Origin of the sequence: Sphingobium fuliginis, assembly GCF_015074805.1 — a bacterium.
Taxonomy (GTDB): Bacteria; Pseudomonadota; Alphaproteobacteria; order Sphingomonadales; family Sphingomonadaceae; genus Sphingobium; species Sphingobium fuliginis.
On record NZ_CP060035.1, the window covers coordinates 2169413 to 2194194 of the forward strand.

Sequence of the window (24782 nt, forward strand, 5' to 3'; positions counted from 1 at the left end):
CAACCAAAATAGCGTACTATATGGTACGATTTCATGACGGAGCCCATTCCCCCGATCAGCCGCCGCGAAGCGCGGCGCCGCGACCGGCGCAAGACCATATTGAAGGTCGCGTCGCGTTCCTTCATGGAAAAGGGCTATGCCGCGACGACCATGTCGGGGATCGCCGCGGCGCTGGGCGGATCGAAGGGCACCCTGTGGAGCTATTTCCCGTCCAAGGAAGAGCTGTTCGCCGCCGTTCTGGACGACGCGACCACCGCTTATCGATCCCGCCTCGCTGAAATCCTCGATCCCGACGGCGACCTTGCAGGCACGTTGCGGACCCTGGGCGTCAACCTGCTGACGAAGATCACATCGCCCGAAAGCGTCGCGCTATACCGGCTGGTGGCGTCCGAAGCGGGCCGCTTTCCCGAAATGGGGGCGATCTTCTACCAACATGCGCCGGGCAATACCCGGCGATTGGTGGCCGAATTCCTGGAAAGGGCGATGGATCGCGGCCTTTTGCGCCGGGCAGATCCCGAACTGGCGGCGCGCACCTTCACGATGCTGATGCTTACGGGCTGTCACCAGTCGCTGGTCTGGGGACAGATCGAGCGGGCGACGGCAGAGCAGATCGAGGCCGATGTCGACAATGGGCTGGACTGTTTCCTGCGCGCCTATGCGCCGGAGCCGCGTTAACCATTTCTTTGCCCGCCGATCCTATGCTGCGCGGTGGCAAGAGGTGGGACGTCATGCAATTCTGGAAACGCGACAGCATCAGCAGGCCGCAACAGGCGCAGGGTCCGGACGGCGGACGCGCGCCCCGGCGATTGCGCCTTCTGCTGGTCGATGAAGACGCCACGTCCCGCGGCGTCGTGGCGCGGCGGCTGTCGCATCTGGGCTATGACGTCGCGCTGGCGGAAAGCGGCTTCACCGCGCTCAACATGCTGGTCACGCGGCCGGTGGACATCATCCTGATCGACATGGGACTGGCGCTGCTGCCCGGCCTGACGACGATGCGGAAGATCCGCGCGGCGGGACTGGCCGAAAATGCCTGCTTCGTCATGATCGGCGGGCGGAACGACAGGGTGTCCGCGGTCGACGCGCTGGATGCGGGGGCCGACGACCATGTGGTGAAGCCCTTCGATTTCGACCTGCTGGATGCGCGGCTTCGCCATTTGTGCGCAAGGGCGGAGCAGGTCGGTGCGCTGGCGCGGCATAATGCGGAACTGGACGCGCGGATCGCCCGCCGCGCGCTGGAACTGGGCGAAACGCGCGATGCGCTGGCGGAGATGCAGGCGGACCGGGCGCGGCTGGTGTCCTCGATCCAGGCGCTGCATGACGAGATCGCCCGGCTCAACGCGGCACGGAACTAGGGCCTGAGGCCGTCATCCCGGCGCAGGCCGGAATGACGGGCCGGAATCACTTCAGCCACTGGGTCGCCGCGAACCAGCCGGCAATGCCGGCCGCCATGGCCATGCACACACCGACCACGCCCCAAAAGGCCCAGGGTTCATGGGCATAGGGTATGCCGTCCACATTCATCCCCAGCAGCCCGGTCAGGAAGGTCAGCGGCAGGAACACCAGCGCCACGACCGAGATGATCAGCGCCTGCCGGTTCATCTGCTCCGCGCGCAGGTCGGTCAGTTCTTCATGGGCGAGCGCCGACCGTTCGCGCACCGCTTCCAGCTCCTCCGCCATGCGGGCGCAGCGGTCGGCCGCTTCCTGGAGGTGCAACCGGTCGTCGGGTTCCAGCCATGACGCATCGGCGGCGGACAGTCTTTCCAATGCCTGCCGCTGCGGCGCGATGAAGCGGCGATAGCCGATCGCCGTCGCGCGGATTTCCGACACGCGCCGCCGCGCCTCCGCCGGGCCATGTTCGGTCAGCGCGCTTTCGATCTCGTCCAGGCCGTCGCCCAGCTCGCCAACTTCCGGGTCGAGCGCTTCGGTGATCTGCTGCGCGAAGGCGGCGATCAGGTCGCCCGGATCGCGGATCAGACCGCGCAGCATCTGCTGCATGACGGGCTCCATCGCCGCGAGCGGCCGATAGCTGACGGAAATGACCCGCGCCTCTTCGGCCCAGAGGCGGATCGACACCAGCGGGTCGCCCCCATCGTCATCCGCCGCGCCAAGCCCGCGCAGGTTCACCAGCGCGCCATGGGCCATCAGCGTGCAGCGCGGCCGGGTCTCCTGCGCCAGCAGCGCGGACAGCGCCGCTTCGGGCATATGGTCGCAGCGGGACGCGACGTGGCGGGCATCCTCCTTCCAGCCATCGGCATGGACCCAACTGAACGGCGCGTCCTGCGTCCGCGCGCAAAAATCGTCGAGCGAGATTTCCTGCGCCCGAGCGCCGTCGAAGAGGAAGACCCGGCTTATGGCGTCATCTCCATCCAGAGCGACAGGCCTGCCCCCGGATCGTCGGGCGGCGCGTCTGCCAGGATGCGCACGGCATCGGCCCGCGCCCGGTCCAATATCGCGGCAGGCACGTCCGGCGCGTGATAGACGCGATCCGCCTCGCCCAGCAGGCGGGCGGCGCGCAGGCTGAGATCGTCGGGATCGCCCGACAGCAGCCGGATGTTTTCCAGCCTGTCGGCCCCGGTCCCGAGCCCGGCCCCTTCGGAAAGCCAGTGCGGCACGGCGTCCACGGCTTTGTCGGACAGCGGATCGATCGGCCCGCGCACGGCAAGGCCGGCGTCGATCGCCCGCCGCCTTGCCGCGGCATCGGGCCAGCGCTGGCGGATCGCGGCGCGCGCATCGTGAAGCGCCGTCGCCAGCAGCCCCAGACGGGCCGGCAGCAAAGCTTCGATGCGTTGCCTGAGCGCCTTGGCGAGACCCGCCGAAGCGCCGCCCGTGCCGATGGCGATCAGCACCGGCCCCCGGTCGACAATGGCGGGCAGGGTGAAGTCGCAAAGTTCCGGCCTGTCGGTCGCGTTCACCAATATGCCCCGGGCCCGGAGCCGCTGCACGGTCGCCGCATCGCCATCCGAGACGATGGCGAGCGTGGCCTCAGCCGCCTCCCCCACGATCCGCGCCCCCGCCCGTTCGAGCAGGCGCCGCTTGGCGTCCGCCGCCTCCCCTTCGCCGGTCAGGATGACGGCCCGCCCTTGCAACCGCAGGAAGACGGGCAGGCTGTGCATCAGTCCTGCACATCCTTCGACGCTACCCAGGCCGGAATGCTGTCCCCCTCGATCAGCGCCTCTACCGGCGGACGGGCGCGGACAACGGCCCATTTGTCGCCCGACACCAGCACTTCGGGCGTCAGCGCGCGGCTGTTATAGGTGCTCGCCATGGTCGCCCCATAGGCCCCGGCGGTCATGAAGGCGACCAGATCGCCCGCCCCCACCACATCCATGTCGCGGTGCATGGCGAAGGTGTCGCCCGTCTCGCACACCGGGCCCACCACATTGGCGGCGGCGCGCTCGCCCTTCGGTTGCACGGCGCGGATGTCGTGCCAGGCGTCGTAGAGGCTGGGCCGCAGCAGGTCGTTCATCGCCGCGTCGACGATCACGAAGGGGGCCTGCGCGCCCTGCTTCACCCGCACCACCTGCGACAGCAGCACGCCCGCATTGCCGACGATCAGGCGGCCCGGCTCGAACATCAGGCGGACGTTCCAGCCCTGCGTCACCTTCGTCACCATCGCGCCATAATCGGCGGGGCTGGGCGGCAGCGGCTGCGAGGGATCATAGGGCACGCCCAGCCCGCCGCCGAGATCGGCGGTGCGGATGTCATGGCCTTCGCCGCGCAGCCTTTCGATCAGCGCGCCGACCTTGGCGAAGGCGGCTTCCAGGGGCGCGAGATCGGTGAGCTGGCTGCCGATATGCACCGCCACGCCCTGCACGTCGAGGCCGGGGAGGTCGCGCGCCGCGGCATAGCTGGCCAGCGCCCGGTCATAGGGGATGCCGAACTTGTTTTCCGACTTGCCGGTCGAGATCTTGGCATGGGTTCCCGCGTCGACATCGGGGTTGATGCGATAGGCGACCGGCGCCCTCTTCCCCATCGACAGGGCCACTTCGGAGAGCATTTCCGCTTCGGGCTCACTCTCCAGATTGAACTGGTAGATGCCCTTTTCCAGCGCGATGCGCATTTCGTCGGCCGTCTTGCCGACGCCGGAAAAGACGATGCGGTCCGCCGGAATGCCCGCCGCCATGGCGCGCAGCAGTTCGCCCACCGACACGACGTCGGCGCCGAGGCCCAGCTTCGCCAGCGTCGCCAGCACGGCGGCATTGGGATTGGCCTTCACCGCGAAGGCGATCAGCGGATCATGGAGCTGCGACAGTCCTTCGCGGAACACGCCGACATGGCGGGTCAGCGTCGCGGTCGAATAGATATAGACGGGCGTGCCGACCTGCGCGGCGATCTCCGCCATCGGCACCTGCTCCACCAGCATCGCGCCGTCGACATAGGTAAAATGGTCCAAGTCAGTCTATCCTAGAATCTGAGCGCCAAAATCAGCGGGGGTCGCTTTCGGGCGGCAGGTCGAACGGGTCGTCGCCGCGCACCTTCGATTGGGTCAGCAGTTCGACATTCCGTTCCGGCCGCGCCTGGATCGTGGGCGTGGTGAGCTGCGCTGCGGTGGGCGCCGTCGCCGCCCCCACCGGCACGGCGGGCAGGCGCTGCCCCTGCACCGGCTTCAGCGGCTGGCGACCGCCGCAGGACGCCAAGGCCAGCGCAAGCGCCGCCAGCGCAACTCCCTTGGCGATCCGTGCCGTCATCACTTCTTCTGCCCTTTCGCGTCGTTCCGGGCCTCAGCGATCCGCGCACGCACCTGATCGGGCGCGGTGCCGCCATGGCTCCTGCGGCTGGCGACCGAGGCGTCGACCGTCAGCACCGCATAGATACGCTCATCGATCCGCGCATCAATGGCCTTGAGCGTTTCGATGGGCAGATCGGCAAGCTGAACGCCCGCCGCCTCCGCCGCCGCGACCGCGCGGCCCGTGATATGATGCGCCTCGCGGAAGGGAATGTCGCCCTCCCGCACCAGCCAGTCGGCGAGGTCGGTCGCGGTGGCGAAGCCGCTCTCCGCCAGGCCGCGCATCCGGTCGGTGCGGAACGTCACCGTCTCGATCATGCCGGTCATCGCCGCGATGGACAGGCCCAGCAGGTCATGCGCCTCGAACACCGGCGGCTTGTCGTCCTGCATGTCCTTCGAATAGGCGAGCGGCAGGCCCTTCATCGTGACGCAGAGCGCATTCATGCAGCCCATGATCCGCCCGGCATGGCCGCGCACCAGTTCGGCGGCGTCGGGATTGCGCTTCTGCGGCATGATCGAGCTGCCGGTCGAATAGGCGTCGGGCAATTTCACGAAGCCGAAGGGCTGGCTAGCCCAGATGATGAACTCTTCGGCCAGCCGCGAGAGGTGCAGGCTGCACTGCGTCGCCGCCATCAGATAATCGAGCGCGAAGTCGCGGTCCGACACGCTGTCGAGGCTGTTGTCGGTCGGCTTGGCGAAACCGAGCGCCGCCGCCGTGGCGTGGCGGTCGATGGGAAAGCCGGTCCCGGCCAGCGCCGCCGCGCCCAGCGGGCACTCGTTCAGCCGCTCCCGCGCGTCGGCGAAGCGGCTGCGGTCGCGGCGGACCATCTCATGATAGGCCATCAGGTGATGACCGAGCGTCACCGGCTGCGCGGACTGGAGATGGGTGAAGCCGGGCATCACCGCGTCGGCATGCTCCTCGGCGCGGGTGAGCAGCATGGCGGACAGGCCCTGCAGGCCCGCCTCCACCTCATCGATGGCGTCGCGCACCCAGAGGCGGAAATCGGTCGCCACCTGATCGTTGCGCGAGCGCGCCGTGTGCAGCCGTCCCGCCGCAGGACCGATCAGTTCGGCCAGCCGCGACTCCGTGACCATGTGGATGTCTTCCAGGTCCAGATCGACCGGCACGCCGTCGGCTTCATATTCGGCGGCGATGCGGTTCAGCCCCTCGGTGATCGCCTGCGCGTCCTCTCCGTCGACGATGCCCTGTTTGGCGAGCATCGCGACATGGGCCTTGGACCCGGCGATGTCCTGCTTCCACAGGCGCTTGTCGAACGGGATCGACGCATTTATCTCCCGCATGACCGAAGCCGGACCGGCCGCGAAGCGTCCGCCCCACATGCTGTTGGAGCTTTTCCCCGTGCGATCATCCTTACGCTGCGTAATGACACTGCTCCTGCTGGCCGGCCTTGGCGCGTGCGATAAGCAATCCCCGCCCGCCGGGCAAGGCCAGAACGCCACCAGCGGCGAGGCGACGGGACCGGCGCAAAGCGGGAAAGGCGCGTTCAGCTACACGCTCGACAGGTCGAAGGCCGGAACCCCTGCCCCCGATTTCACCTTCCAGAATCCGGACGGCAGCGATGCCAGCCTCAAGGATTTCGCGGGCAAGCCGGTGCTGGTCAACCTCTGGGCGACCTGGTGCGCGCCCTGCGTGGCGGAAATGCCGACGCTGGATGCAGTGGCGGCGGATTATGGCAGGAAGGGGCTCGCCGTCCTCACCATCTCCCAGGACAGCCAGGGGGAGACGGTGATCAAGCCCTTCTTCGAGAAACATCCCCTGCCCCATCTGAAGGGCTGGATCGACCCGGAAAACCAGTTCGGCTTCCACTACAACACCGGCATGCTGCCGACGACCGTCATCTATGATGCGCAGGGCAAGGAAATGGTGCGGGTGGTCGGCGCGATGGATTGGGCCAGCAGGGAAGGCCGCGCGCTGATCGAAGCGGCGATGGCGAGCTGATCCCCTGCTCCCCCTGTCCACTCGTCATGTCGATAGGTTCGGCATGACGAACAGGGGCAAGGTTTCCCTGAAACGAACTTCCGTCAAAAATCCGCCATATGCGCTGCTTGCAAAATGCGCCGCGCCACATGCACCCTAATCAATTGCGATTCTGCCTCATGGCATCGCAATCTGGTCTGATTTTCCTCCCAGAAATAAAGAAGAAATATTTAATTTTTCTATTATTTTGTGCGATGCGGTAGAGGTTTCATCCTAAAAGTTCGTTGATCCCCCTGTCATGGATAAATGCAAAACAGGGGGCATAGATGACAAGATTATCCGCTCTTCGCCTTTCATTGGTGCTGGCCTCGTCCTGGTCGGCCTGTGCGATGGCGCAGGAGGCGCAGACCGCGCAAGCCGATGATGGCGCCGCCATCATCGTTACCGGCACCCGCGCCGTCGGCATGCAGGCGGCCGAAAGCGCCGCGCCGATCCAGGTGCTGAGCCAGGAGGCGATCAGCCATGTCGGCCAGCCGAATCTCAACCAGGTCCTGACCCAGATCGTACCGAGCTTCACCGCCCAGACGCAGGGCACCGACCTTTCCAGCTTCTCGCTCTCCGCCCGTCTGCGCGGCCTCAGCCCCAACCACACGCTGGTGCTGGTCAACGGCAAGCGCCGCCACGGCAACGGCATCCTCCAGGTGATCTCCGGCGCGTTCCAGGGTTCGGCGGCGCCCAGCATCGACCTGATCCCGCCGGACGCCATCGCCCGCGTCGAAGTGTTCCAGGAAGGCGCGGCCGCCGTCTATGGCACGGACGCCATCGCGGGCGTCATCAACTTCATCCTGAAGGACAATAACGAAGGCGGCAGCTTCAAGGTCACGGGCGGCCAATATTATGACAGCGAAGGCGAATTGTTCTCCGCCTCCGGCAATATGGGCTTCAAGCTGGGCGAGGACGGCTTCTTCAACCTGAGCCTGTTCCACCGCCGCCAGGATTACACCACGGTGGGCACCGGGCAGGTCCAGATCACCAGGCCGGACGGCACGCTTCAGCCCAACACGCCCGCCCAATGGTCGAACCTGGCGGGCGACGCGCTGTCGGGCATCAACGGCGGCCAGCCCAAGACCTATCTGACCGAAGCCTTCTACAATATGGGCTATGATTTCGGCGGCATCGAACTCTACAGCTTCGGCGATTATGCCCGCCGCATCGGCTATGCCAAGCAGGGCTACCGCCATCCCAAGCGCATCTGCTACGAAACCGGCAATCTGGGCGGCAGCATCACGCCCGCGGCATATAATCCCAATATCTGCTATGGCGACACCGGCACCTGGGGCATGGTGCCGCTCCAGCATGTGATCGAGGATGAATATAGCTTCACGGTCGGCGCCAAGGGCGATTTCGGCGGCGACTGGAATTACGACATCAGCACGACCTACGGCTATCAGAAGGACGACATCTGGACCGAAGCGTCGGCCCATCGCGAAGTCTGGCAGGAAAGCTATGCCGCCTCCCTGCAGGGCATCGGCAGGCCCAATACGGTTGACAAGGCCTATGACGGCGGCTTCCGCCTGAGCCAGACCACCGTCACCGCCGACATCCGCAAGGAATTCGACGCCGGCATGGCGGGGCCGCTGACCCTGGCGTTCGGCGGCGAATATCGCCGCGACACCTATGAGATCGTCGCGGGCGATTATTATTCGACCTACAAGACCGGCGTTCAGTCCTTCCCCGGATACAAGGCGACCGACGCGGGCAAGTTCCGCCGCAGTTCGCGCGCGGGCTACATCAACCTGATCGCGGAGCCGGTTGAAAACTGGTCCGTCGACCTTGCCGGCCGTTACGAGGATTATACCGACTTCGGCGACACCACCATCGGCAAGATCACCACGCGCTACGACTTCAGCCCCGCCTTCGCGATTCGCGGCACGGTCAGCACCGGCTTCCGCGCGCCGACGCTGGCGGAACAGAAATATTCGACCATCAACGTCGGTCCGACCAGCGCCGTCGCGCAGCTTCCCGCCGGCACGCCTGCCGCCGCGCTGCTGGGCTTCAACTCGCTGAAGCCTGAAAAGTCGAAGAACTTCTCGGCCGGCGTCGTGCTGCGGCCGGTGCCGAAGCTGGCCATCACGGTCGACGGCTATATCATCAAGATCAAGGACCGCATCACCGGCACGGCGGCCCGCAACGCCGTCCTGAACGGCGTGCCGCAACCGGGCGGCGCCGACATCCTGAACGCGCTGAACGCCGCCGGCATCGTCCTGGACAGCGCCCTGTTCACCAACGGCACCATCGGCGTGTCGAGCTTCACCAACGGCATCGACACCCGCACCTGGGGCATCGACTTCTCGGCCGCCTATCCGGTGGCGCTCGACTTCGGCACGCTGAACCTGTCGCTGACGGCGAACTACAACAAGACGAAGATCACCGACAACAAGGTCGGCTACCCCATCTTCAACGCGGCGTCGGAAAGCAATATCGAACGCTCCAACCCCGACTACAAGATCGTGGCCGGCGCATTGTTCAAGAGCGGGAAGTTCGCGCTCAACCTGCGTGAGACCTTTTACGGCAAGACCAGCGTCCTGGTCCGCCCGGCCTTCACACCCGGCGGCGGCTTCATCCCCAATGGCGGCTTCCTGATCGCGGACGGCGCCATCGTCAACGGGATCAACGCCAACCAGCTCTACTTCAACGGCGTGGTCAAGGCGACCGCGCTCACCGATCTGGAGGCAAGCTACGACTTCACCGATGCCGTCACCTTCTCTGTGGGTGCGAACAACCTGTTCAACAAGCGGCCGGAAGTGCCCGCGCTAATGCAAGGCGTCACGCCGGGCGCTGGCGTCTCGCCCTATATCAACGGCGCCGGGGCCTATAACAGCTATTATGGCCACGGACCCTACAGCACGTCGGGCGGCTATTATTACGCCCGGCTCGACTTCAAATTCTGACGCGTCACGAAGGAAGGGCCGGTCCGCCAAAGGACCGGCCCTTTTTGCATCGGGGAAATAGGCATATGAAGAAATGGTTCGCCCTGGTCCTGGCTGTTGGCGCCACTCCGCTGGCCGCGCAGCAGCCTCCCTTCTCCCCTGCCGTGCGGGCAGGCGATACCCTGTATCTTTCCGGCCAGATCGGCCGGGTGCCGGATGGCATGGACCCCCATAAGGAGGGCTTCGATGCCGCGGTCCGCAATTCCATGGATTCCATCGGCAAGATCCTGAAGGACAATGGCCTCGACTTCGGCCATGTCGTCAAATGCACGGTGATGCTGGACGACATGGCGGATTGGCCACGATTCAACGGCACCTATGTCAGCTATTTCCAGGGCAAGCGGCTGCCCGCCCGAAGCGCGTTCGGCGCGGACGGGCTGGCGATGGGCGCGCCGCTGGAGATCGAATGCATCGCGAGCTTCAAATAGGCGAAGGCCGTCCGGCTTTTGGGCCGCGTGGACAAGTTCGGAATGTCGGGAAATGGCCAATCCAAGACATTCCCCTCCCGCAGGCGGGAGGGGTTAGGGGTGGGCGCGAGCGCAGCGAGCTTCCAGCTCAGCCTTTGAAAATCCCCGCTGATGTCGCGCCAGCCCACCCCCTAGCCCCCTCCCGCCTGCGGGAGGGGGAATGAAAGGAAACCACCCAAATCACTCAGTCCGGCGAGTCTCGAATTTATCCACGCCGCCTAGAGATGGCGCGCCGCTCAAGGCTCGCCCTTGGACTCCTGCATCCGCCGCTCCGCGAACCATTGCTCCAGCGCCTTGGCGGTGCAGCCGGTGAAGCCGTTGCTGCCAATGGCGGAGCAACTGCCCGGCAGGGTCTGCCGCTGGACCTGCTCCATGGTCGCGACCTGGCTGCCCCAGCCGGGGCCGCCCGCCGGTTCAGGCTTTTCGCGCAACTTCTTGGGAATGCGATAGCGTTCGGATTCGGGCTTGCGGGCGCAGACGATGATCTCGTCGCCCTCGCCCTTTGGGCAAGGATCGTCGCCATAGACGACCAGGTTGAAGATTTTCTGCGGCGGCTCGGCATGGGCCGCGCCGCCGAAAATCAGGGGAGCCAGCGCGACGGCGGCGAGGGAAAGGGCAGTGAGGAGACGCATCGATCCATAATCCTTGTTCGTCCCCTGTCCCGCCGGCCGGATTGCCCGGTTTCCGGCAGCCTTCTTCCAGACGCCGCGCCGCGGCAAATGCCGTCACTGCTGCGGCGGCGTTCCCGGTTGCGGTCCCTGCGCCGGAGCCGGCTGCTGTTGCTGGGCGGCACGGGCCTTTTCCTCCGCCACGGCCTGCGCCTCGATCGCCTTGCTTTCCGCGTCGATGGTGGAAAGGCGCCGGGTCCGCTCCGCCTCGACCAGATCCTTCCAGCTTGCATTGTCCGCGGCCTGCCGCTCCGCCTTGGCGAGGCGCGCCAGTTGCGCGAAGCAGCCGGTGGCCCCGCCGCCGCCCACCGGCGAGCAGCTTTCGGTGCCGCTGCGCCCGACATATTCCATTGACTTCACCCGTTCGCCCCATGCCTGGTGGCTGGGCTGGTTCGGATCGCCGCGCAACGGCTCGGGAATGCGGTAGCGCTCCTCCTCGCCCTTGCGGGCGCAGACGACGATGTCGCTGCCCTGGCTCTGCGGGCAGGGATCGTCGCCATAGACGATGACCAGATTGACGCGTTCCGACCCCGCCTGCGCGGCGGGCGCCTGTTCCTGCGGCACGCTGGGCCCCTGCTGCGCCAGCACGGGGGAAGCCGTGCCCAGCAAAAGCATAGCGGCAATCAGGCTGGTCTTCATCATGCTTCTCCTCAGATACGCTTGGAAAGGGCGATGGCGGCACGACAGCCCAATCTGATGGCGCCCGACAATAGGGGATAGGCCGGAGCCTGCTCCGCCCCATGGGCGATGGCGGCGTCGCGATGCTCGACCTCCTCCGCCTGGAAATCCGCGATGACGGTGGAGAGTTCCGGATCGTCCTGACCCAATTGCTCGAGCTGCTCGGCATAGTGCCGGTCGATTTCGGTCTCGATCGCGGCGGTGCACGCCATGGCGGCGCGCGGCCCGATCGCCGCCGTCACCGCGCCCAGCGCAAAGCCGGCGACATTCCAGATCGGCTGCAACGCGGTCGGCCGCACCCCCCGGCGCGCGATCATCGCGTCGAAATGCTTGCGGTGCCGTTCCTCCTGCGCGGCCATGCCGGCGATCAGACGGGAATCGGGATGCCGATCCCCCATGACGGCCAGTTGCCCGGCATAGATGCGGGTCGCGCCGAACTCGCCCGCCTGATCGACGCGCAGCATGGAGGCGCGCTCCGCCCCGGTCACGCGGCGGCCGGGGCGTGGGAAGTCCTTTGCGCTCATGCCTTGCTCCCTTTCCTGAGCAGCAGCACCAAGATGAGGAGCGCCGCCGCCGCCGACAAGAGGCCGTTATAGCCTGCCATGGAAATGCCGAACAGGCTCCACGGCGCGACGTCGCAGCGGGTGATCGGCGTCGCCATGATCTGGTTGAGGATGTCCGCCGGATTGCCGCCGGCCGGGCTGGTCGAGCAGGCGGTGAGCCCCTGCCACCAGCCATATTCGACGCCCGCATGGAACAGGCCGATGCCGCCGCTGACGCCAATGGCAAGGCCGGCGAGTCCGGTGAACAGCGCGCTCACGCAGGCCTTGCCGCGCAGCGCATAGGCGATCAGCGCCAGCGGAATGGCCGCCATATGCGCATAACGCTGCCACCAGCACATTTCGCACGGGTGCAGGCCACCGAGGAACTGGAAGGCATAGGCGCCGCCCAGCATGACCAGCGGGACGATCAGCGCCAGGGCGCGGGCGAGAGGCAAGGATTTCATGTCGCTCGCTTAAACCGTCACGTGGCTTTCGTCATGCTGAACTTGCGGGGTGAAGGGAGCCGGCCTGAGGGCCGCGCGATCCCCTCACCCAGCTGCGACCAGGCAGCGAGCTGCCAAGTCTGCGCAGCCCCCTACCTCAAGGGAGAGGGATAAAGCGGGTGTCCGCTTCCCGTCCAACGCAATCCGGCAAGTCCCGAACTGGTCCCCGCCCGCCAGGCGCGGCACGTCGATCCGCAACGATCAATGCGTCGCCGGCTTGCGGACGGGAGCGGCCTGAGCCACCGCCCCGCCCGGCTTTGCCGCCAGGCGCGCTATGGTCTTCAGCGCATAGTCGAGCTGGAAATCCTCGATCCCCTTCTTCTTCAGCTCCTCCGCCGTGGCGGCGAAGCGGGGATCGTCCTTGCTGTCCTCTTCCAGCGCCGCATTGTCGGTCTTGATCTCGTTGATCAGGTGCCGGCGCAGGTCGCTTTCCCGGAATTTCGGACGATTTTTGTAATCGGGGTCGCTAAGCTGCGGCACCCTGACATCGGGTTCGATCCCGCCTTCCTGCACGGAGCGGCCCGACGGCGTGTAATAGCGCGCCGTCGTCAGCTTGAGCGCCGTGGTGTTGCTGAGCGGCAGCATGGTCTGGACGCTGCCCTTGCCGAAGCTGCGTTCCCCCATCACCAGCGCGCGATGCTGGTCCTGCAGCGCGCCCGCGACGATTTCCGATGCGGAGGCGGAGCCCGCGTCCACCAGCACGATCACCGGCAGACCCCTCGCATCGTCGCCGGGCTTGGCATAATAGCGCTCGACATCGCCCTTGTTGCGGCCGCGCTGCGACACGATCTCGCCGCGTTCCAGGAAGGTGTCGCTGACCGACACGGCTTCGTCCAGCAGCCCGCCCGGGTTGGACCGCAGGTCGAGGATGTAGCCGGTGGGCTTGCGGCCCAGCGACTTGTCGATGCTGCGGATCGCCTGGCGCACGTCGGCGCCGGTATTGGCCGAGAAGCTGACGATGTTGATGACGCCGATGCCGTTCTTCACCTCCCACTTCACCGGCTTCAACTGGATGATCTCACGCGTCAGGGTGAGGTCGATCGGCTTGTCGCGGCCGGGGCGGACGATGGTCAGCTTGATCTGCGTGCCCGGCGCGCCGCGCATCTTGTCGACCGCCTCGTCCAGCGTGCCGCCATAGATGAGCTGCCCGTCGAGATGGGTGATATAGTCGCCCGCCTTGATCCCCGCGCGCCAGGCCGGGGTATCCTGCGTCGGCGCGATCACCTTCACCGCGCCGTCCTCCTGCGTGACGGAAAGGCCAAGGCCGCCATAGCTGCCCTCCGTCTGCGTGCGGAGATTCTGGAAATCGCGGGCGTCGAGGAAGCTCGAATGCGGGTCCAGGCTGGCGAGCATGCCGTCGATGGCGCCCTTGATCAGCTTTTCGTCGTCGACCTTCTCGACATAGTCGCTGCGGACCTTCTGGAACACGTCCATGAACTCGTCGAGCGCCTTGTAGCTGCTTGCCTCCCCATCGGCGAGCGCCGCGGTGGTGGCAGGGATGAGCGCGAGCGCGCCAAGGGCGACGGCGCCCCGGAAGAAATTGGATTTCATGCGTGTCCTGAGTCCTGGCATCGAAGGGGCAATATAGGGCATTTCCGTGCAGACGCAAAAACCTTGGCTGGCGCCCCTTCCTAAACAGGCCGATGCCCCTTGCGCCATTTGGTGAACAGGTGCCGCGCCAGCATGGCGGGGGGCATTCTGAGCCAGTGGGAGCGCAGGTAGAAGGCGAAACGCAGCAGCCCGCGCCTTTCCCGTCCCCACCCGTCGCGCGCCAGCAGCCGGGCCTTGACGATCCGGTCCCGGAGCGTGAGCCGCGCCCCTTCGCCCCTCCCTTCGCCATAGAGCGCCATGGCGAGCCGCCGCGCCTGCCGCACATGGGGCAGCAGGCCATGGTGCGCCGCCCGCGCCTCCAGCGCCGTCCCGTCGACGCCATCGAGCAGGCAATATATGTCCCAGAGGTTGCGAAGCCCCCCGGCCAGATCGCCGTCGGCCAGCAGATGCGCCGCCGCGTGGCAGAGCCGGTCCTCGGGCGAGAGCATGGATAATTCGTTGGTGAGGGGAACCGCCTGCGCGATCATCGCCGCCGCGTCCGGCGTCTGCCGCGCCGTCAGCGGCAGGACGGTGTGATGCACGTCGATCATGCGGTCCCGCGCCGCGTGGATCATCGGCGGCAGCTCATGCATCCATCGCCGGTAATAGGCGTCGTCATAAGGGTCGTCCTTGACCCATTCCCATCCCGCGCCGATCAGCGCCCGTTCCACCCGATCCATCGCATCGCGCGGCACCAATATGTCGAGATCGCCGATGAAGCGCCCCTGCCCGGCGCGCAGCCCCGCCGCCGCATAGGCCGTGCCCTTGAGCAGCACGACCGGCACGTCCAGGCCGGCAAGCGCCTCTGCCGCGCGATCCGCCTCCCACAGGGCCTGCAGGGCTTCGCGCGCCGCATCCAGCCGGGCGTCCGCCAATATCGCGCCCACCGCCGGGGGCACGGGCCGCTCCCCCATCCGCAGGGCGAGCGTGCCGATCAGCCGCTCCGCCCTCGCCATGGCGATCAGCGCGTTCCACCCGTCCGCATCCAGCGCCGCCACCTCGTCAGGGTCGCGCAAGGCGCGCACCAGCAGCCGGGCGCTCATGCCAGTTCCTCCCAGAGCCGCTCGACAAGGGCGATGGCCTCGTCGCCCGATGGAAAGTCGATGGCGCGCGCGGGGACATTCCCGACGAAACCGCTCAACGCCGCGAAGCCCGCTTCGCCCAGGGCGACATAGTTGGTCGATGCCTGGGTCAGCCGCATGAAGACCTCCCCCTGGCCGACCGGGCGCACGTCCGCTTCATGGCCGAAACGCGGGAACAGCAGCAGCGCGGGCGGCGCGCCCTCCGCCATCCGCCCGATCGCCTCTCTGCGCGGGATCAGGTGGCGAATGTCCCCCTTGGCCGTGCCGGCGAGCAGCGGCCCCATGCGCTCCGCCGGGGCTTCCGCCGCGATGACGTCGATGGCGCGGTTCTTGAGGGAGACGAGGCGCGGAAAGGGAAAGATCGCCCCCGTTTCCAGGTCGAGCAGCGCGAACTCGTCGCCCATCAGCCGCCAGCCCCGCTCCCCCAGTTGCGCGGCCAGCGTCGACTTGCCGGAACCGGACTCGCCGGTCATCACCAGCGCCCGCCCGTCCTTTTCGACGCTGGAGGCATGGAGCAGCAGGTGCCGCCGCCAGCCGAGCGCCATTTGCAGGTTCATCCCCATTTCCGCCGCCAGCAGCCCATGGGCAAGGCTCATCGGCGCGGCGTCGGCCAGCCCATGATCGCCGGTGATGAAGATGGAGGGCCGGAACCAGCGCCGGAACGGCCCCGCAGGCTCCAGCCGCACGGTGAAATCGGCTATCGCGCCCGCCGGCATGGGATAATCGGCGTAGAGCCGCGCCAGCGCGTCCACCGGCTGGCGCCAGGCCGATCCGATGCGGAAGGTCGCCGGACCGATCTTCAGGGTCAGGGCATGGTTCACGCGATGCGGACCAGTCCAAGCGCGGCCAGTTCGGCCAGATGCGCCTCCACCAGCGGCAGGGCCTCCTCCGGCTCGCCCAGATCGTAAAGCTGGGCCAGCTGCCCTAACAGCTCGCCCGCCGTAAGCGCCGCGCCGTCATCCAGCGCCGCCAGGATCTCCGGCACCGGGGCGATCGCCATATGGGTCTGTCCCGACGGGCGGTGGTAGAGCAGCACCATATCCTCCAGCACGCAGGATGCGATGGCGTCCGGGCTGTCCTGGCAATAGCGGGCTGGCATGATCGCGAAACCTGGCCTTCGGATGGGAATGTCGCGCCATCCTTAAGACAAAGGGGTAGCCAAGTGCCTAACGGGACAGGCTATTTTGCGCGACGCCCCGCCACCGCATGCCGCCGGATCGCGCCAGCCGGACAAAGGCCCGCAAATAGGCGTCGAGCGCGCTTTCGACGCCATGTTCCTTCACCGCGTCCGCCAGGCGCGCAGCCGGCGCGGGATGGTCGAGCGCCCAGAGGATCGCATCGGCAAAGGCATCGGCGTCGCCCACCGGCACCGGCGCATGTTGGCCCGCCGCGGCGAGCACCGGGCGGATATTCGGCGTCGAATCGGTTGCGACGACCCCCGTGCCGCAACCGAGCGCTTCGATGAGGGTCGCGACCAGCCCTTCCCAGCGCGAGGGTTGCAGCAGCAGATCGGCATCCGCCATCAGGGCCGCCAGTTCCGCCGGATCACCGACGAAGCCCGGAAATTCGACCCGCCCGGCGATGCCAAGCCGCGTGCAAAGCGCCTCCAGATCGCGGCGCAGCGGCCCCTGCCCGACGATCTTCAGGCGCCAGTCGAGATGCTTCAGCCGGGCGAGCGCCAGAAGCGCCGTCGCTTGGTCCTTCTGCTCGACCAGCCGCCCGACCATCAGGAAATGCCATGGACCGCCGCCGGCTCTGGCGGCGCGCTGCCGCCGCAGCCGTTCCAGCAGCGGCGTGACCGTCGGGCGCGGCAGCAGCGTCACCTGCCGTCCCGCGAGCGGCCCGGCCTGCGTCAGCGTCATCCGGTCCGCCTCGCCCATCACGATGGTCATGGCGCTGGTCCGGGCGATGGCGCGGAAGCGGCTACGCCTGATCCAGGCGGACAGGCCGCGCTGGCCGGGCCGGATGATCGGGTTGGAAATCCTGCCGACCGCCCGCGTCGCCGTGCCCAGCGCCGCCAGCGCGCACAGCATGTTGCTCTGATTGCCCGCCGAATAGAGAATATCCGGGCGGAACCGCCGCACCATGGCGGCCAGCGCCGGGAATTGGGCGATCATCGACAGCCGCCGCGAAAAGGGCGGCGCCGGTACGCGACGGACCGGCACGGCGGGATGGATGAGGCCCGCCACCGGGCCGTCCGTCCGCGTCATCCACAGTTCCACGTCCACGCCGCGCAGCCGCAGATGGTTGGCGAGCAGGATCGCCACCCGATCCAGCCCGCCATCGCCGGGTTCATAGAGGTAGATCGCGACCGAACAATCTTGTTTCACCCAATGGGGTGTATGGAACATGGGGTCGCCCTTGCTGCGCCTGACCGGATCGTCGAAGGCTCGACGCCGTCAACGCTGGCGAACCGTATAAGTTCGGGTGGAAATAAAGCCCTCGGCTCAGCGGGGCATTTGCAGCGATGCGTAGCAGGTGAAGCCGCTCGTCCCCGACTGAAGCCGCCGGATATAGTTCAGATAGGCCTGGTTCTGCTCATAGCTGGCGCCCGGCAGCCGGCCGCCGCGCAGCGCCTGCCGGACCTGTTCCCCGCTGAAGTTCTTGCCGGCGGGGAAGGCGCCCTGCGTTCCCGCCGGCACCACCTGCCCGTTGGGCGCGATATAATTGCCGGCCCGGCCCTGGTCGGGAACGGGTATCGTGCAGTTGAGCACCGACGCGGCCGTGTTCGCCAGCGCCGGCCGGATGGATATGATCGCGGAGGCCGCGACGGCGCCGCCCATCAGCAACTGGCGGCGCGACGGCGCGGCAAGGCCGTCGTCCTGCGACTCGGCTTCCTTCTGGGGGGGCAACGGCTCGCTCATGTCATCCTGATCCGCTATCGCGCTTGCCAAACTGTAAAAATTGCCGGCTACTGCGGCCCTACTTTGCAGCAAATGCGTCAAATTTCCAGCATGGTAACCATGAATCGCCTGACCGCCTCCCAGATCACCGCCTCGCTGGCCGTTCTGCTGCTCGGCACCGGGGGCGCGTTGATGATAGGCGCGCGGCCGCTCGACATCCTCCTGCCGGTGCTGGCGACGCTGCTGGTGCTCGTCATCTGCGCGGCCAGTCCGGACCGTCCGGAACCGGCCGTGTCGCCGCTGCCGGCGGAGGTTCCCGACATCATCGCCCATCCCGATGCGCGCGGCCTGCTGGAGGGCATAGCCGACCCGCTGATGCTGATCGAACGGGGCCGCATCATCGCCGCCAACCGCGCCGCGCAGCGGCTGCTGGGCGCGCATATCGAGGGAGAGGACGCCCGCATCGCCATCCGCCATCCCGCCGCTGCCGAACGGCTCGCCAGCCAGGCGCCGCTGGCCGAACCGGTCATGATCGAGCTGGTGGGCCTGGGCACCCGCGACCAGCGCTGGCAGATGCGGATCGCGCCGGTGGGAGAGGACGGCCATGTCCGGCGGCTGGTCCATCTGGCCGATCATAGCGGCGCCCACGCGGCGGAGAAGATGCGCGTCGATTTCGTCGCCAATGCAAGCCATGAACTGCGCACGCCGCTGGCCGGCATATTGGGCTTCATCGAGACGCTGGCCGACCCCGATCTGGGCAAGGACGACGAAACGCGGCAGCGCTTCCTGAAGATCATGGACGGCGAGGCGCGGCGGATGCAGCGGCTGATCGACGACCTCATCTCCCTTTCCCGCATAGAGGCGGAGAAATATCGCCTGCCCGACAGCGCGGTCGACCTGTCCGGCCTGGTGGCCGAGGTGGTGGGCGTGTTCCGCACCAGCCATGGCGATCGCGGGCGGGAGGTGGAGATGGAGATCGCGCCCAGCCTGACCGACGTGCAGGGCGACCGGGCGCAACTGTCGCAACTGCTCCATAATCTGATCGGCAATTCGGTGAAATATGGCCGCGCGGGCACGCCGATCCACGTGTCCCTTTCCGACGGGCCGAGCGGCCTGTTGCGGCTGACCGTCGCGGATGAGGGGGAAGGCATCGGCCCCGATCACCTGCCGCGCCTCACCGAACGCTTTTACCGCGTCGATTCGGGGCGCAGCCGGGCGGTGGGCGGCACGGGACTGGGGCTGGCCATCGTCAAGCATATCGTGGAGCGGCATCGCGGCCGGCTGGACATCGCCAGCGTGCTGGGCAAGGGCACCACCATCTCCATCCTGCTGCCCCGCTTCGCCGTCGAGGAAAAGGCCGTCGCGGCAAAGGCTTGATCAAAAAAAGACAGCGACAGGCCGGGCTTCCGCCGTCAATGTCATAAAAGTGCAATCCCATTGTCACAAAGGCGCGACGTACCGCGGCTACGGCGCGTGCCCAGAGGGGGGCGGCGAGAAGCGAATCGCGGCCTTTGACGAAGGAGATTACCCGGTGAAGCATTTCGCTCTGATGGCCGCGACCGCTGCGGCGGCACTCACTCTCTCAGGCTGCGGCCAGCAGTCCGGCGGCGGGGCCGGCGGCACCCGCGACCAGATCCGCGCGGTCGGCTCCTCCACCGTCTATCCGTTCGCCACCGCGATTGCCGAGATGTTCGTTCAGGGCAATCCCGGCATGAAGTCGCCCATCGTCGAATCGACCGGCACCGGCGGGGGCATGAAGCTGTTCTGCGCGGGCGTCGGCGCCCAGCATCCCGACATCGCCGACGCCTCCCGCCGCATGAAGAAGTCGGAATATGAGGACTGCCGGAAGAATGGCGTCAAGGACATCATCGAAATCCAGATCGGCGTCGACGGTCTGGCCTTCGCGGAATCGAAGAACGGCCCGGGCCTGAAGCTGACCCCGAAGATCGTCTATGAGGCGCTGGCCGCCAATCCCTATGGCAAGGGTCCGAACAAGGCCCAGAGCTGGAAGGATGTCGACCCCAGCCTGCCCGCCACGCCGATCAGCGTCTTCGGCCCCCCGTCCACCAGCGGCACCCGCGATTCGCTGGCCGAACTGATCCTGACCAAGGGTTGCGAGACCGACCCGGCGATGGAAGCGCTCAAGAAGAAGAATGAGGACGAGTTCAAGGCGACCTGCACCCGCATCCGCGAGGACGGCAAATATGTGGACTCGGGCGAGAACGACAATCTGATCGTCCAGAAGCTGGGCGCCAATCCCAATGCGCTCGGCGTGTTCGGCTACAGCTTCCTGGAGGAAAACAAGGACACGCTGAAGGACGTTTCCATCAACGGCGTCGAGGCGACCTACGAAACCGTCTCCACCGGCCAATATCCCGGCGCGCGTCCGCTCTTCATCTATGTGAAGAAGGCGCATATGCAGGCCATTCCGGGCCTTCAGGCCTATCTCAACACCTTCGCCGCGAACTGGGACCCGAACGGCGCGCTGACCAAGCGCGGCATGGTCGCGGCGCCGGAAGGCGTGCGCAAGGCGAGCGCCGAGACCGTCAAGTCGCTGGCCGTGCTCGACGGTTCGCAGCTCAAATAAGACAGGCGATATGACAGGTCCTGCAATCCTTCTGCTGCTCGCCGGTCTGGGCGCCATCGCCTGGGTCAGCGCCCGCGCCCGCGCGATGCGGCTGCAAAGCGCCGCGCGGGCTTCGGGCCGCCGCGACGCCGTGCACAGCCTGCCGGGCTATCACGGCTGGTATGTCGCGCTCTGGACGCTGGTGCCCGCCGGCCTCTTCCTGGCGGTCTGGGCCAATGTCGCGCCCGGTCTCGTCACGCAGGACGTGCTGGGCAGTCCGGCGGCGCAGAGCCTGCCCGCCGACGATTTCTCACGCTCCGCCATATTGGGCGAGGCGCGGGCGATCGCCACGGGGATGCAGGCGGGGGCGTTCAATCCGCTCTCGCAGGGCCTGGTCGAACCCTATAAGCACGCCATCGGCCAATATGGCTTTGCCGGCGCCGCGCTGGCGCTGGTGCTGGCCTTTGCCGGCGGCGCCTATGCCTTCACCCGCGTCCGCCCGGATTTCCGGGCGCGCACGCGGGTCGAGCGGCTGGTGATGGCGACCCTGCTGATCGCATCGCTGCTGGCGATCATCACGACGCTGGGGATCGTCGCATCCCTGCTGTGGGAAAGCTTCCGCTTCTTTTCCATGGTCAGCCCCGTCGATTTCCTGTTCGGCGCGAAATGGAGCCCGCAATCGGCCGCGCTCGGCTATGGCAATGACGATGCCTTCGGCGCGGTGCCGCTGTTCTGGGGGACCATCTTCATCGGCGCGATCATCGCCATGGCCGTCGCCATCCCGCTGGGCCTGATGAGCGCTATCTACCTGACCCAATATGCCAGCCCCACCTTCCGCAAGTGGATGAAGCCGATATTGGAGGTGCTGGCGGGCGTGCCGACCGTCGTCTACGGCTATTTCGCGGCGCTCACCATCGCCCCGGCCCTGCGGGATTTCGCGGTCATGATCGGCATCCACGGCGCCTCTTCGGAAAGCGCGCTGGCGGCGGGACTTGTGATGGGCGTGATGATCATTCCCTTCGTCTCCTCCATGGCGGACGACAGCATCGCCGCCGTGCCGCAGTCGATGCGCGACGGCAGCCTGGCCATGGGCGCCACCACCAGCGAGACGATCCGCCGCGTGCTGATCCCTGCGGCGCTGCCCGGCGTGGTCGGCGGCGTGCTGCTGGCCGTCAGCCGCGCCATCGGCGAGACGATGATCGTGGTGATGGCGGCGGGTCTGGCGGCCAACCTCACCTTGAACCCCTTTGCCAGCGTGACGACGGTGACGACGCAGATCGTCCAGTTGCTGACCGGCGACCAGGAATTCGACAGCGCCAAGACGCTGGCGGCCTTCGCTTTGGGGCTGGTGCTGTTCATCGTGACGCTGCTGCTCAACATCGTGGCCCTGCGGGTCGTGAAGAAATATCGCGAGGCTTACGAATAATGAGTGCCGAACGCCTTCCCACCGACTGGAAGTCGGACGCGATGCGCCGGCGGATCGCCCGTCGCTATGCATCGGAACGCCGCTTCAAGGCGGCGGGCCTGCTCGCCGTCGCGCTCTCCGCCGCGTTCCTTGCCTTCCTGCTGTTCAGCATGCTGGGCAACGGCCTGCGCGGCTTCACCCGGACGGAAATCGCGGTGAAGGTCGACTTCCCCGCCTCCCCTCTGCTGCTCGACCCCAATGCCATCACGGATCAGGCGCTCGCCAATGCGAACCTGCCGATGGTGACGGGGGCGGTGGTGAAGAAGGCGCTGGGCGCGGATGCCGAGGAATGGGTGTCGCCCACCGCCTGGACCGTGCTGCGCGACGCGATCAAGGCCGATCCGAAGATCCTCGCCCAGACCGTGACGGTCAAGCTGCCCGCCGCCACCGCCATCGACCTTGCCGCCAAGAGCAACGGTTCGCCCGAGGCGGAAGCGGCGGTAGCGCGGCTCGACAAGGCGGGCCTGCTGACTACCGGCATCAACTGGGGATTCCTGACCGCGAGCGACGGCACCGATCCGACGCAGGTCGGCATCTGGGGCGCGTTCAAGGGATCGCTGCTGACCATGCTGGTGACGCTGGCGCTGAGCTTCCCGGTGGGCGTGGCGACGGCCGTCTATCTGGAGGAATATGCGCGCAAGAACTGGCTGACCGACATCATCGAAGTGTCGATCAACAATCTGGCCGCCGTCCCCTCCATCATCTTCGGCCTGCTGGGCCTGTCGATCTTCCTGAACTTCCTGCACCTGCCGCGTTCGGCGGCGCTGGTCGGCGGCATGACGCTGGCGCTGATGACCATGCCGGTCATCGTCATCGCGGGCCGCAACGCCATCAAGTCGGTGCCGCCCAGCATCCGAGACGCGGCGCTGGGCATCGGCGCCAGCCCGGTGCAGGTGGTGTTCCACCATGTCCTGCCGCTGGCCCTGCCCGGCATCCTGACCGGCACCATCATCGGCATGGCCCGCGCGCTGGGCGAGACCGCCCCGCTGCTGATGATCGGCATGCGCGCCTTCATCGCCACGCCGCCGGGGGGGATCACCGATCCGGCGACCGTGCTGCCGGTGCAGATTTTCCTCTGGTCCGACGAAGTCTCCAGGGGCTTCGTCGAAAAGACTTCCGCCGCCATCATCGTCCTGCTGGTCTTCCTGCTCGCGATGAACGGCATCGCCATCTACCTGCGCAACAAGTTCGAAAGGCGGTGGTGACCGCGATGACAGCCATGATGCATGAACAACAGACGCTGACCCCTGCGGTCGAAACCAAGATGACGGCCCGGGACGTCAAGGTCTTCTATGGCGAGAAGCAGGCGATCAAGGGCGTGTCGATCGATGTCGACATGGACAATGTCACCGCCTTCATCGGCCCGTCGGGCTGCGGCAAGTCGACCTTCCTGCGGACGCTCAATCGCATGAACGATACGGTCGCCTCCGCGCGGGTGGAAGGCACGATCACGCTGGACGGCGAGGACATCTACGCCCCCAGCATGGACGTGGTGCAACTGCGCGCCCGCGTCGGCATGGTGTTCCAGAAGCCCAATCCCTTCCCCAAGTCGATCTACGAGAATATCGCCTATGGCCCGCGCATCCATGGCCTGGCCCATGCGAAGGCGGACCTGGACGTGATCGTCGAGAAATCGCTGCGCCGCGCCGGCCTGTGGGACGAGGTGAAGGACCGCCTGCATGACAGCGGCACCGCGCTTTCGGGCGGGCAGCAGCAGCGCCTGTGCATCGGCCGCGCCATCGCCGTCGAACCGGAAGTGATCCTGATGGACGAGCCCTGCTCGGCGCTGGACCCCATCGCGACGGCGAAGATCGAGGAGCTGATCCACGAACTGCGCGGCCGCTACGCCATCGTGATCGTGACCCACAATATGCAGCAGGCTGCCCGCGTGTCGCAGCGGACCGCCTTTTTCCATCTGGGCGAGCTGGTCGAATATGGCGTGACGTCGGACATCTTCACCAATCCCCGTCAGGAACGGACAAAGGATTACATCACCGGACGCTACGGCTGATCCGGGGGAGGAAAGACATGGCAGAACATACGATCAAGGCGTTCGACCAGGAAATGGACAAGCTCCGCGGTCTGATCGCGGAAATGGGCGGTCGCGCTGAATCCGCCATTGAGAAGGCGATGCTCGCGCTGCAACGCCATGACAAGGTGCTGGCGGCGGAGGTCGTGGCGGAGGACAAGCGCATCGACGCGATCGAGGCGGAGGTCGAGAAGCTCGCCATCGAGATCATCGCCCTGCGCGCCCCGATGGCCAACGACCTGCGCGACGTGATCGCCGCGCTGAAGATCGTCGGCGTGGTGGAGCGGATCGGCGATTATGCCAAGAACATCGCCAAGCGCGTGCCGCTGATCGCCGCCAACCAGCGGACGCAGGAGCCGATCGCGCTTCTTCCCTCCATGGGCCAGGTCGCGGGCGAGATGGTGCAGGATGCGCTGAACGCCTTTGCCGCGCGGGATGCCGACCTGGCCGTCGCGGTGGTGGAGCGCGATACGGTGGTCGACGATTTCTACAATAGCGTCTTCCGCACGCTCGTCACCTTCATGGTCGAAAATCCCAAGACGATCAGCGAATGCGCCCATCTGCTGTTCATCGCCAAGAATATTGAGCGGATCGGCGACCATGCCACCAATGTGGCGGAGATGGTCTATTATGCCGCGACCGGCCAGACCCTGCCCGACCGCGAACGCGGCGGCGCGGCGGCGGAGGGCTGAGC

The 24782-nt window shown here is 66.8% G+C and carries 26 protein-coding genes; 11 read left to right on the forward strand and 15 right to left on the reverse strand.

All coding sequences use genetic code 11. The features are described 5' to 3' along the window. Nucleotides 1-33 precede the first annotated feature (33 nt). Nucleotides 34-675, forward strand: a complete 642-nt coding sequence (locus tag H5V43_RS10415) for a TetR/AcrR family transcriptional regulator (protein WP_025547049.1) — start codon at nucleotides 34-36, stop codon at nucleotides 673-675. Between the two features lie 53 nt (nucleotides 676-728). Then, nucleotides 729-1352: a response regulator transcription factor gene (locus tag H5V43_RS10420; RefSeq protein WP_025547051.1), complete on the forward strand. Its 624-nt coding sequence runs from the start codon at nucleotides 729-731 to the stop codon at nucleotides 1350-1352. A gap of 46 nt (nucleotides 1353-1398) precedes the next feature. Here the strand turns inward: H5V43_RS10420 and H5V43_RS10425 are convergent, their stop codons facing one another. The 5 genes from H5V43_RS10425 to argH are packed head-to-tail and all read right to left on the reverse strand — an operon-like array spanning nucleotide 1399 to nucleotide 6067. Continuing rightward, a complete protein-coding gene (locus H5V43_RS10425) occupies nucleotides 1399-2352 on the reverse strand; it encodes a zinc transporter ZntB (RefSeq protein WP_025547063.1) in 954 nt (317 codons plus the stop codon). Then, a complete protein-coding gene (locus H5V43_RS10430; protein ID WP_099186136.1) occupies nucleotides 2349-3113 on the reverse strand; it encodes a precorrin-2 dehydrogenase/sirohydrochlorin ferrochelatase family protein in 765 nt (254 codons plus the stop codon). The genes H5V43_RS10425 and H5V43_RS10430 overlap by 4 nt, the downstream gene beginning before the upstream one ends. Then, nucleotides 3113-4393, reverse strand: coding sequence for a diaminopimelate decarboxylase (gene lysA / locus H5V43_RS10435; protein ID WP_025547052.1), 1281 nt, complete (start codon nucleotides 4391-4393; stop codon nucleotides 3113-3115). Before lysA ends, H5V43_RS10430 begins: the two co-directional genes overlap by 1 nt. Before the next feature lie 31 nt (nucleotides 4394-4424). Further along, a complete protein-coding gene (locus H5V43_RS10440) occupies nucleotides 4425-4688 on the reverse strand; it encodes a hypothetical protein (protein WP_025547053.1) in 264 nt (87 codons plus the stop codon). Next, nucleotides 4688-6067 (reverse strand): argininosuccinate lyase, encoded by a 1380-nt coding sequence (gene argH / locus H5V43_RS10445; protein WP_025547055.1) that lies wholly within the window; start codon nucleotides 6065-6067, stop codon nucleotides 4688-4690. The genes H5V43_RS10440 and argH overlap by 1 nt, the downstream gene beginning before the upstream one ends. Before the next feature lie 43 nt (nucleotides 6068-6110). Here argH and H5V43_RS10450 point away from each other — a divergent pair, with 43 nt between their 5' ends. The 3 genes from H5V43_RS10450 (at nucleotide 6111) to H5V43_RS10460 (ending at nucleotide 10083) form a co-directional block, all read left to right on the forward strand. Beyond that, nucleotides 6111-6686, forward strand: a complete 576-nt coding sequence (locus H5V43_RS10450) for a TlpA family protein disulfide reductase (RefSeq protein WP_025547057.1) — start codon at nucleotides 6111-6113, stop codon at nucleotides 6684-6686. Nucleotides 6687-6991: 305 nt separating this feature from the next. Continuing rightward, nucleotides 6992-9616, forward strand: coding sequence for a TonB-dependent receptor plug domain-containing protein (locus H5V43_RS10455; protein ID WP_025547059.1), 2625 nt, complete (start codon nucleotides 6992-6994; stop codon nucleotides 9614-9616). 65 nt (nucleotides 9617-9681) lie between these two features. After that, the gene (locus tag H5V43_RS10460) at nucleotides 9682-10083 is read left to right on the forward strand and encodes a RidA family protein (protein WP_025547061.1); all 402 of its coding nucleotides are present in this window, start codon (nucleotides 9682-9684) and stop codon (nucleotides 10081-10083) included. Between the two features lie 275 nt (nucleotides 10084-10358). On the opposite strand, the gene H5V43_RS10465 is transcribed toward H5V43_RS10460, so the two are convergent. The 10 genes from H5V43_RS10465 to H5V43_RS10510 form a co-directional block, all read right to left on the reverse strand. Beyond that, nucleotides 10359-10754: a hypothetical protein gene (locus H5V43_RS10465; RefSeq protein WP_025548608.1), complete on the reverse strand. Its 396-nt coding sequence runs from the start codon at nucleotides 10752-10754 to the stop codon at nucleotides 10359-10361. 93 nt (nucleotides 10755-10847) lie between these two features. Continuing rightward, nucleotides 10848-11432 (reverse strand): hypothetical protein, encoded by a 585-nt coding sequence (locus tag H5V43_RS10470; protein ID WP_025548609.1) that lies wholly within the window; start codon nucleotides 11430-11432, stop codon nucleotides 10848-10850. Nucleotides 11433-11440: 8 nt separating this feature from the next. Beyond that, nucleotides 11441-11992: a demethoxyubiquinone hydroxylase family protein gene (locus H5V43_RS10475; RefSeq protein ID WP_025548611.1), complete on the reverse strand. Its 552-nt coding sequence runs from the start codon at nucleotides 11990-11992 to the stop codon at nucleotides 11441-11443. Next, nucleotides 11989-12474, reverse strand: coding sequence for a disulfide bond formation protein B (locus H5V43_RS10480; protein WP_025548613.1), 486 nt, complete (start codon nucleotides 12472-12474; stop codon nucleotides 11989-11991). Before H5V43_RS10480 ends, H5V43_RS10475 begins: the two co-directional genes overlap by 4 nt. A gap of 240 nt (nucleotides 12475-12714) precedes the next feature. Continuing rightward, nucleotides 12715-14064: a S41 family peptidase gene (locus H5V43_RS10485; protein ID WP_025548614.1), complete on the reverse strand. Its 1350-nt coding sequence runs from the start codon at nucleotides 14062-14064 to the stop codon at nucleotides 12715-12717. Between the two features lie 80 nt (nucleotides 14065-14144). Next, the gene (locus H5V43_RS10490) at nucleotides 14145-15146 is read right to left on the reverse strand and encodes a nucleotidyltransferase domain-containing protein (protein WP_025548616.1); all 1002 of its coding nucleotides are present in this window, start codon (nucleotides 15144-15146) and stop codon (nucleotides 14145-14147) included. Next, nucleotides 15143-16006 carry an HprK-related kinase A gene (locus H5V43_RS10495; RefSeq protein ID WP_025548617.1) on the reverse strand — a complete coding sequence of 288 codons (864 nt, stop codon included), beginning with the start codon at nucleotides 16004-16006 and terminating at the stop codon, nucleotides 15143-15145. Before H5V43_RS10495 ends, H5V43_RS10490 begins: the two co-directional genes overlap by 4 nt. Continuing rightward, entirely contained in the window at nucleotides 16003-16284 is a 282-nt protein-coding gene (locus H5V43_RS10500; protein WP_025548619.1) for an HPr-rel-A system PqqD family peptide chaperone, read from the reverse strand. Before H5V43_RS10500 ends, H5V43_RS10495 begins: the two co-directional genes overlap by 4 nt. Nucleotides 16285-16351: 67 nt before the next feature. Continuing rightward, the gene (locus tag H5V43_RS10505) at nucleotides 16352-17536 is read right to left on the reverse strand and encodes a glycosyltransferase (RefSeq protein ID WP_025548620.1); all 1185 of its coding nucleotides are present in this window, start codon (nucleotides 17534-17536) and stop codon (nucleotides 16352-16354) included. A gap of 96 nt (nucleotides 17537-17632) precedes the next feature. Continuing rightward, entirely contained in the window at nucleotides 17633-18049 is a 417-nt protein-coding gene (locus H5V43_RS10510; protein ID WP_025548622.1) for a hypothetical protein, read from the reverse strand. Nucleotides 18050-18148: 99 nt separating this feature from the next. Between H5V43_RS10510 and H5V43_RS10515 the strand changes: the two genes are divergently transcribed. The 6 genes from H5V43_RS10515 (at nucleotide 18149) to phoU (ending at nucleotide 24780) form a co-directional block, all read left to right on the forward strand. Then, nucleotides 18149-19405, forward strand: coding sequence for an ATP-binding protein (locus tag H5V43_RS10515; RefSeq protein WP_025548624.1), 1257 nt, complete (start codon nucleotides 18149-18151; stop codon nucleotides 19403-19405). A 154-nt stretch (nucleotides 19406-19559) separates the two neighbouring features. Continuing rightward, nucleotides 19560-20615: a substrate-binding domain-containing protein gene (locus H5V43_RS10520; RefSeq protein WP_025548626.1), complete on the forward strand. Its 1056-nt coding sequence runs from the start codon at nucleotides 19560-19562 to the stop codon at nucleotides 20613-20615. 10 nt (nucleotides 20616-20625) lie between these two features. Further along, nucleotides 20626-22020, forward strand: coding sequence for a phosphate ABC transporter permease subunit PstC (gene pstC, locus H5V43_RS10525; protein ID WP_099186138.1), 1395 nt, complete (start codon nucleotides 20626-20628; stop codon nucleotides 22018-22020). Beyond that, a complete protein-coding gene (pstA, locus tag H5V43_RS10530; protein WP_025548627.1) occupies nucleotides 22020-23264 on the forward strand; it encodes a phosphate ABC transporter permease PstA in 1245 nt (414 codons plus the stop codon). The genes pstC and pstA overlap by 1 nt, the downstream gene beginning before the upstream one ends. 14 nt (nucleotides 23265-23278) lie before the next feature. After that, nucleotides 23279-24070 carry a phosphate ABC transporter ATP-binding protein PstB gene (gene pstB, locus H5V43_RS10535; protein WP_420854635.1) on the forward strand — a complete coding sequence of 264 codons (792 nt, stop codon included), beginning with the start codon at nucleotides 23279-23281 and terminating at the stop codon, nucleotides 24068-24070. Between the two features lie 17 nt (nucleotides 24071-24087). Continuing rightward, a complete protein-coding gene (gene phoU, locus H5V43_RS10540) occupies nucleotides 24088-24780 on the forward strand; it encodes a phosphate signaling complex protein PhoU (RefSeq protein WP_025548630.1) in 693 nt (230 codons plus the stop codon). Nucleotides 24781-24782 lie beyond the last annotated feature (2 nt).

Excerpts from the sequence above, each read along its gene's own strand:
- H5V43_RS10460 (WP_025547061.1), top strand. The coding sequence starts at position 9,682 with ATGAAGAAATGGTTCGCCCTGGTCCTGGCTGTTGGCGCCACTCCGCTG.
- H5V43_RS10465 (WP_025548608.1), bottom strand. The coding sequence starts at position 10,754 with ATGCGTCTCCTCACTGCCCTTTCCCTCGCCGCCGTCGCGCTGGCTCCC.
- H5V43_RS10430 (WP_099186136.1), bottom strand. The coding sequence starts at position 3,113 with ATGCACAGCCTGCCCGTCTTCCTGCGGTTGCAAGGGCGGGCCGTCATC.
- H5V43_RS10515 (WP_025548624.1), top strand. The coding sequence starts at position 18,149 with ATGAATCGCCTGACCGCCTCCCAGATCACCGCCTCGCTGGCCGTTCTG.
- H5V43_RS10510 (WP_025548622.1), bottom strand. The coding sequence starts at position 18,049 with ATGAGCGAGCCGTTGCCCCCCCAGAAGGAAGCCGAGTCGCAGGACGAC.
- H5V43_RS10440 (WP_025547053.1), bottom strand. The coding sequence starts at position 4,688 with ATGACGGCACGGATCGCCAAGGGAGTTGCGCTGGCGGCGCTTGCGCTG.
- H5V43_RS10420 (WP_025547051.1), top strand. The coding sequence starts at position 729 with ATGCAATTCTGGAAACGCGACAGCATCAGCAGGCCGCAACAGGCGCAG.
- H5V43_RS10490 (WP_025548616.1), bottom strand. The coding sequence starts at position 15,146 with ATGAGCGCCCGGCTGCTGGTGCGCGCCTTGCGCGACCCTGACGAGGTG.
- H5V43_RS10450 (WP_025547057.1), top strand. The coding sequence starts at position 6,111 with ATGACACTGCTCCTGCTGGCCGGCCTTGGCGCGTGCGATAAGCAATCC.
- phoU (WP_025548630.1), top strand. The coding sequence starts at position 24,088 with ATGGCAGAACATACGATCAAGGCGTTCGACCAGGAAATGGACAAGCTC.
- pstC (WP_099186138.1), top strand. The coding sequence starts at position 20,626 with ATGACAGGTCCTGCAATCCTTCTGCTGCTCGCCGGTCTGGGCGCCATC.
- pstB (WP_420854635.1), top strand. The coding sequence starts at position 23,279 with ATGATGCATGAACAACAGACGCTGACCCCTGCGGTCGAAACCAAGATG.
- H5V43_RS10485 (WP_025548614.1), bottom strand. The coding sequence starts at position 14,064 with ATGAAATCCAATTTCTTCCGGGGCGCCGTCGCCCTTGGCGCGCTCGCG.
- H5V43_RS10415 (WP_025547049.1), top strand. The coding sequence starts at position 34 with ATGACGGAGCCCATTCCCCCGATCAGCCGCCGCGAAGCGCGGCGCCGC.
- H5V43_RS10480 (WP_025548613.1), bottom strand. The coding sequence starts at position 12,474 with ATGAAATCCTTGCCTCTCGCCCGCGCCCTGGCGCTGATCGTCCCGCTG.
- H5V43_RS10505 (WP_025548620.1), bottom strand. The coding sequence starts at position 17,536 with ATGTTCCATACACCCCATTGGGTGAAACAAGATTGTTCGGTCGCGATC.
- pstA (WP_025548627.1), top strand. The coding sequence starts at position 22,020 with ATGAGTGCCGAACGCCTTCCCACCGACTGGAAGTCGGACGCGATGCGC.
- argH (WP_025547055.1), bottom strand. The coding sequence starts at position 6,067 with ATGTGGGGCGGACGCTTCGCGGCCGGTCCGGCTTCGGTCATGCGGGAG.
- H5V43_RS10470 (WP_025548609.1), bottom strand. The coding sequence starts at position 11,432 with ATGATGAAGACCAGCCTGATTGCCGCTATGCTTTTGCTGGGCACGGCT.
- H5V43_RS10455 (WP_025547059.1), top strand. The coding sequence starts at position 6,992 with ATGACAAGATTATCCGCTCTTCGCCTTTCATTGGTGCTGGCCTCGTCC.
- H5V43_RS10500 (WP_025548619.1), bottom strand. The coding sequence starts at position 16,284 with ATGCCAGCCCGCTATTGCCAGGACAGCCCGGACGCCATCGCATCCTGC.
- H5V43_RS10475 (WP_025548611.1), bottom strand. The coding sequence starts at position 11,992 with ATGAGCGCAAAGGACTTCCCACGCCCCGGCCGCCGCGTGACCGGGGCG.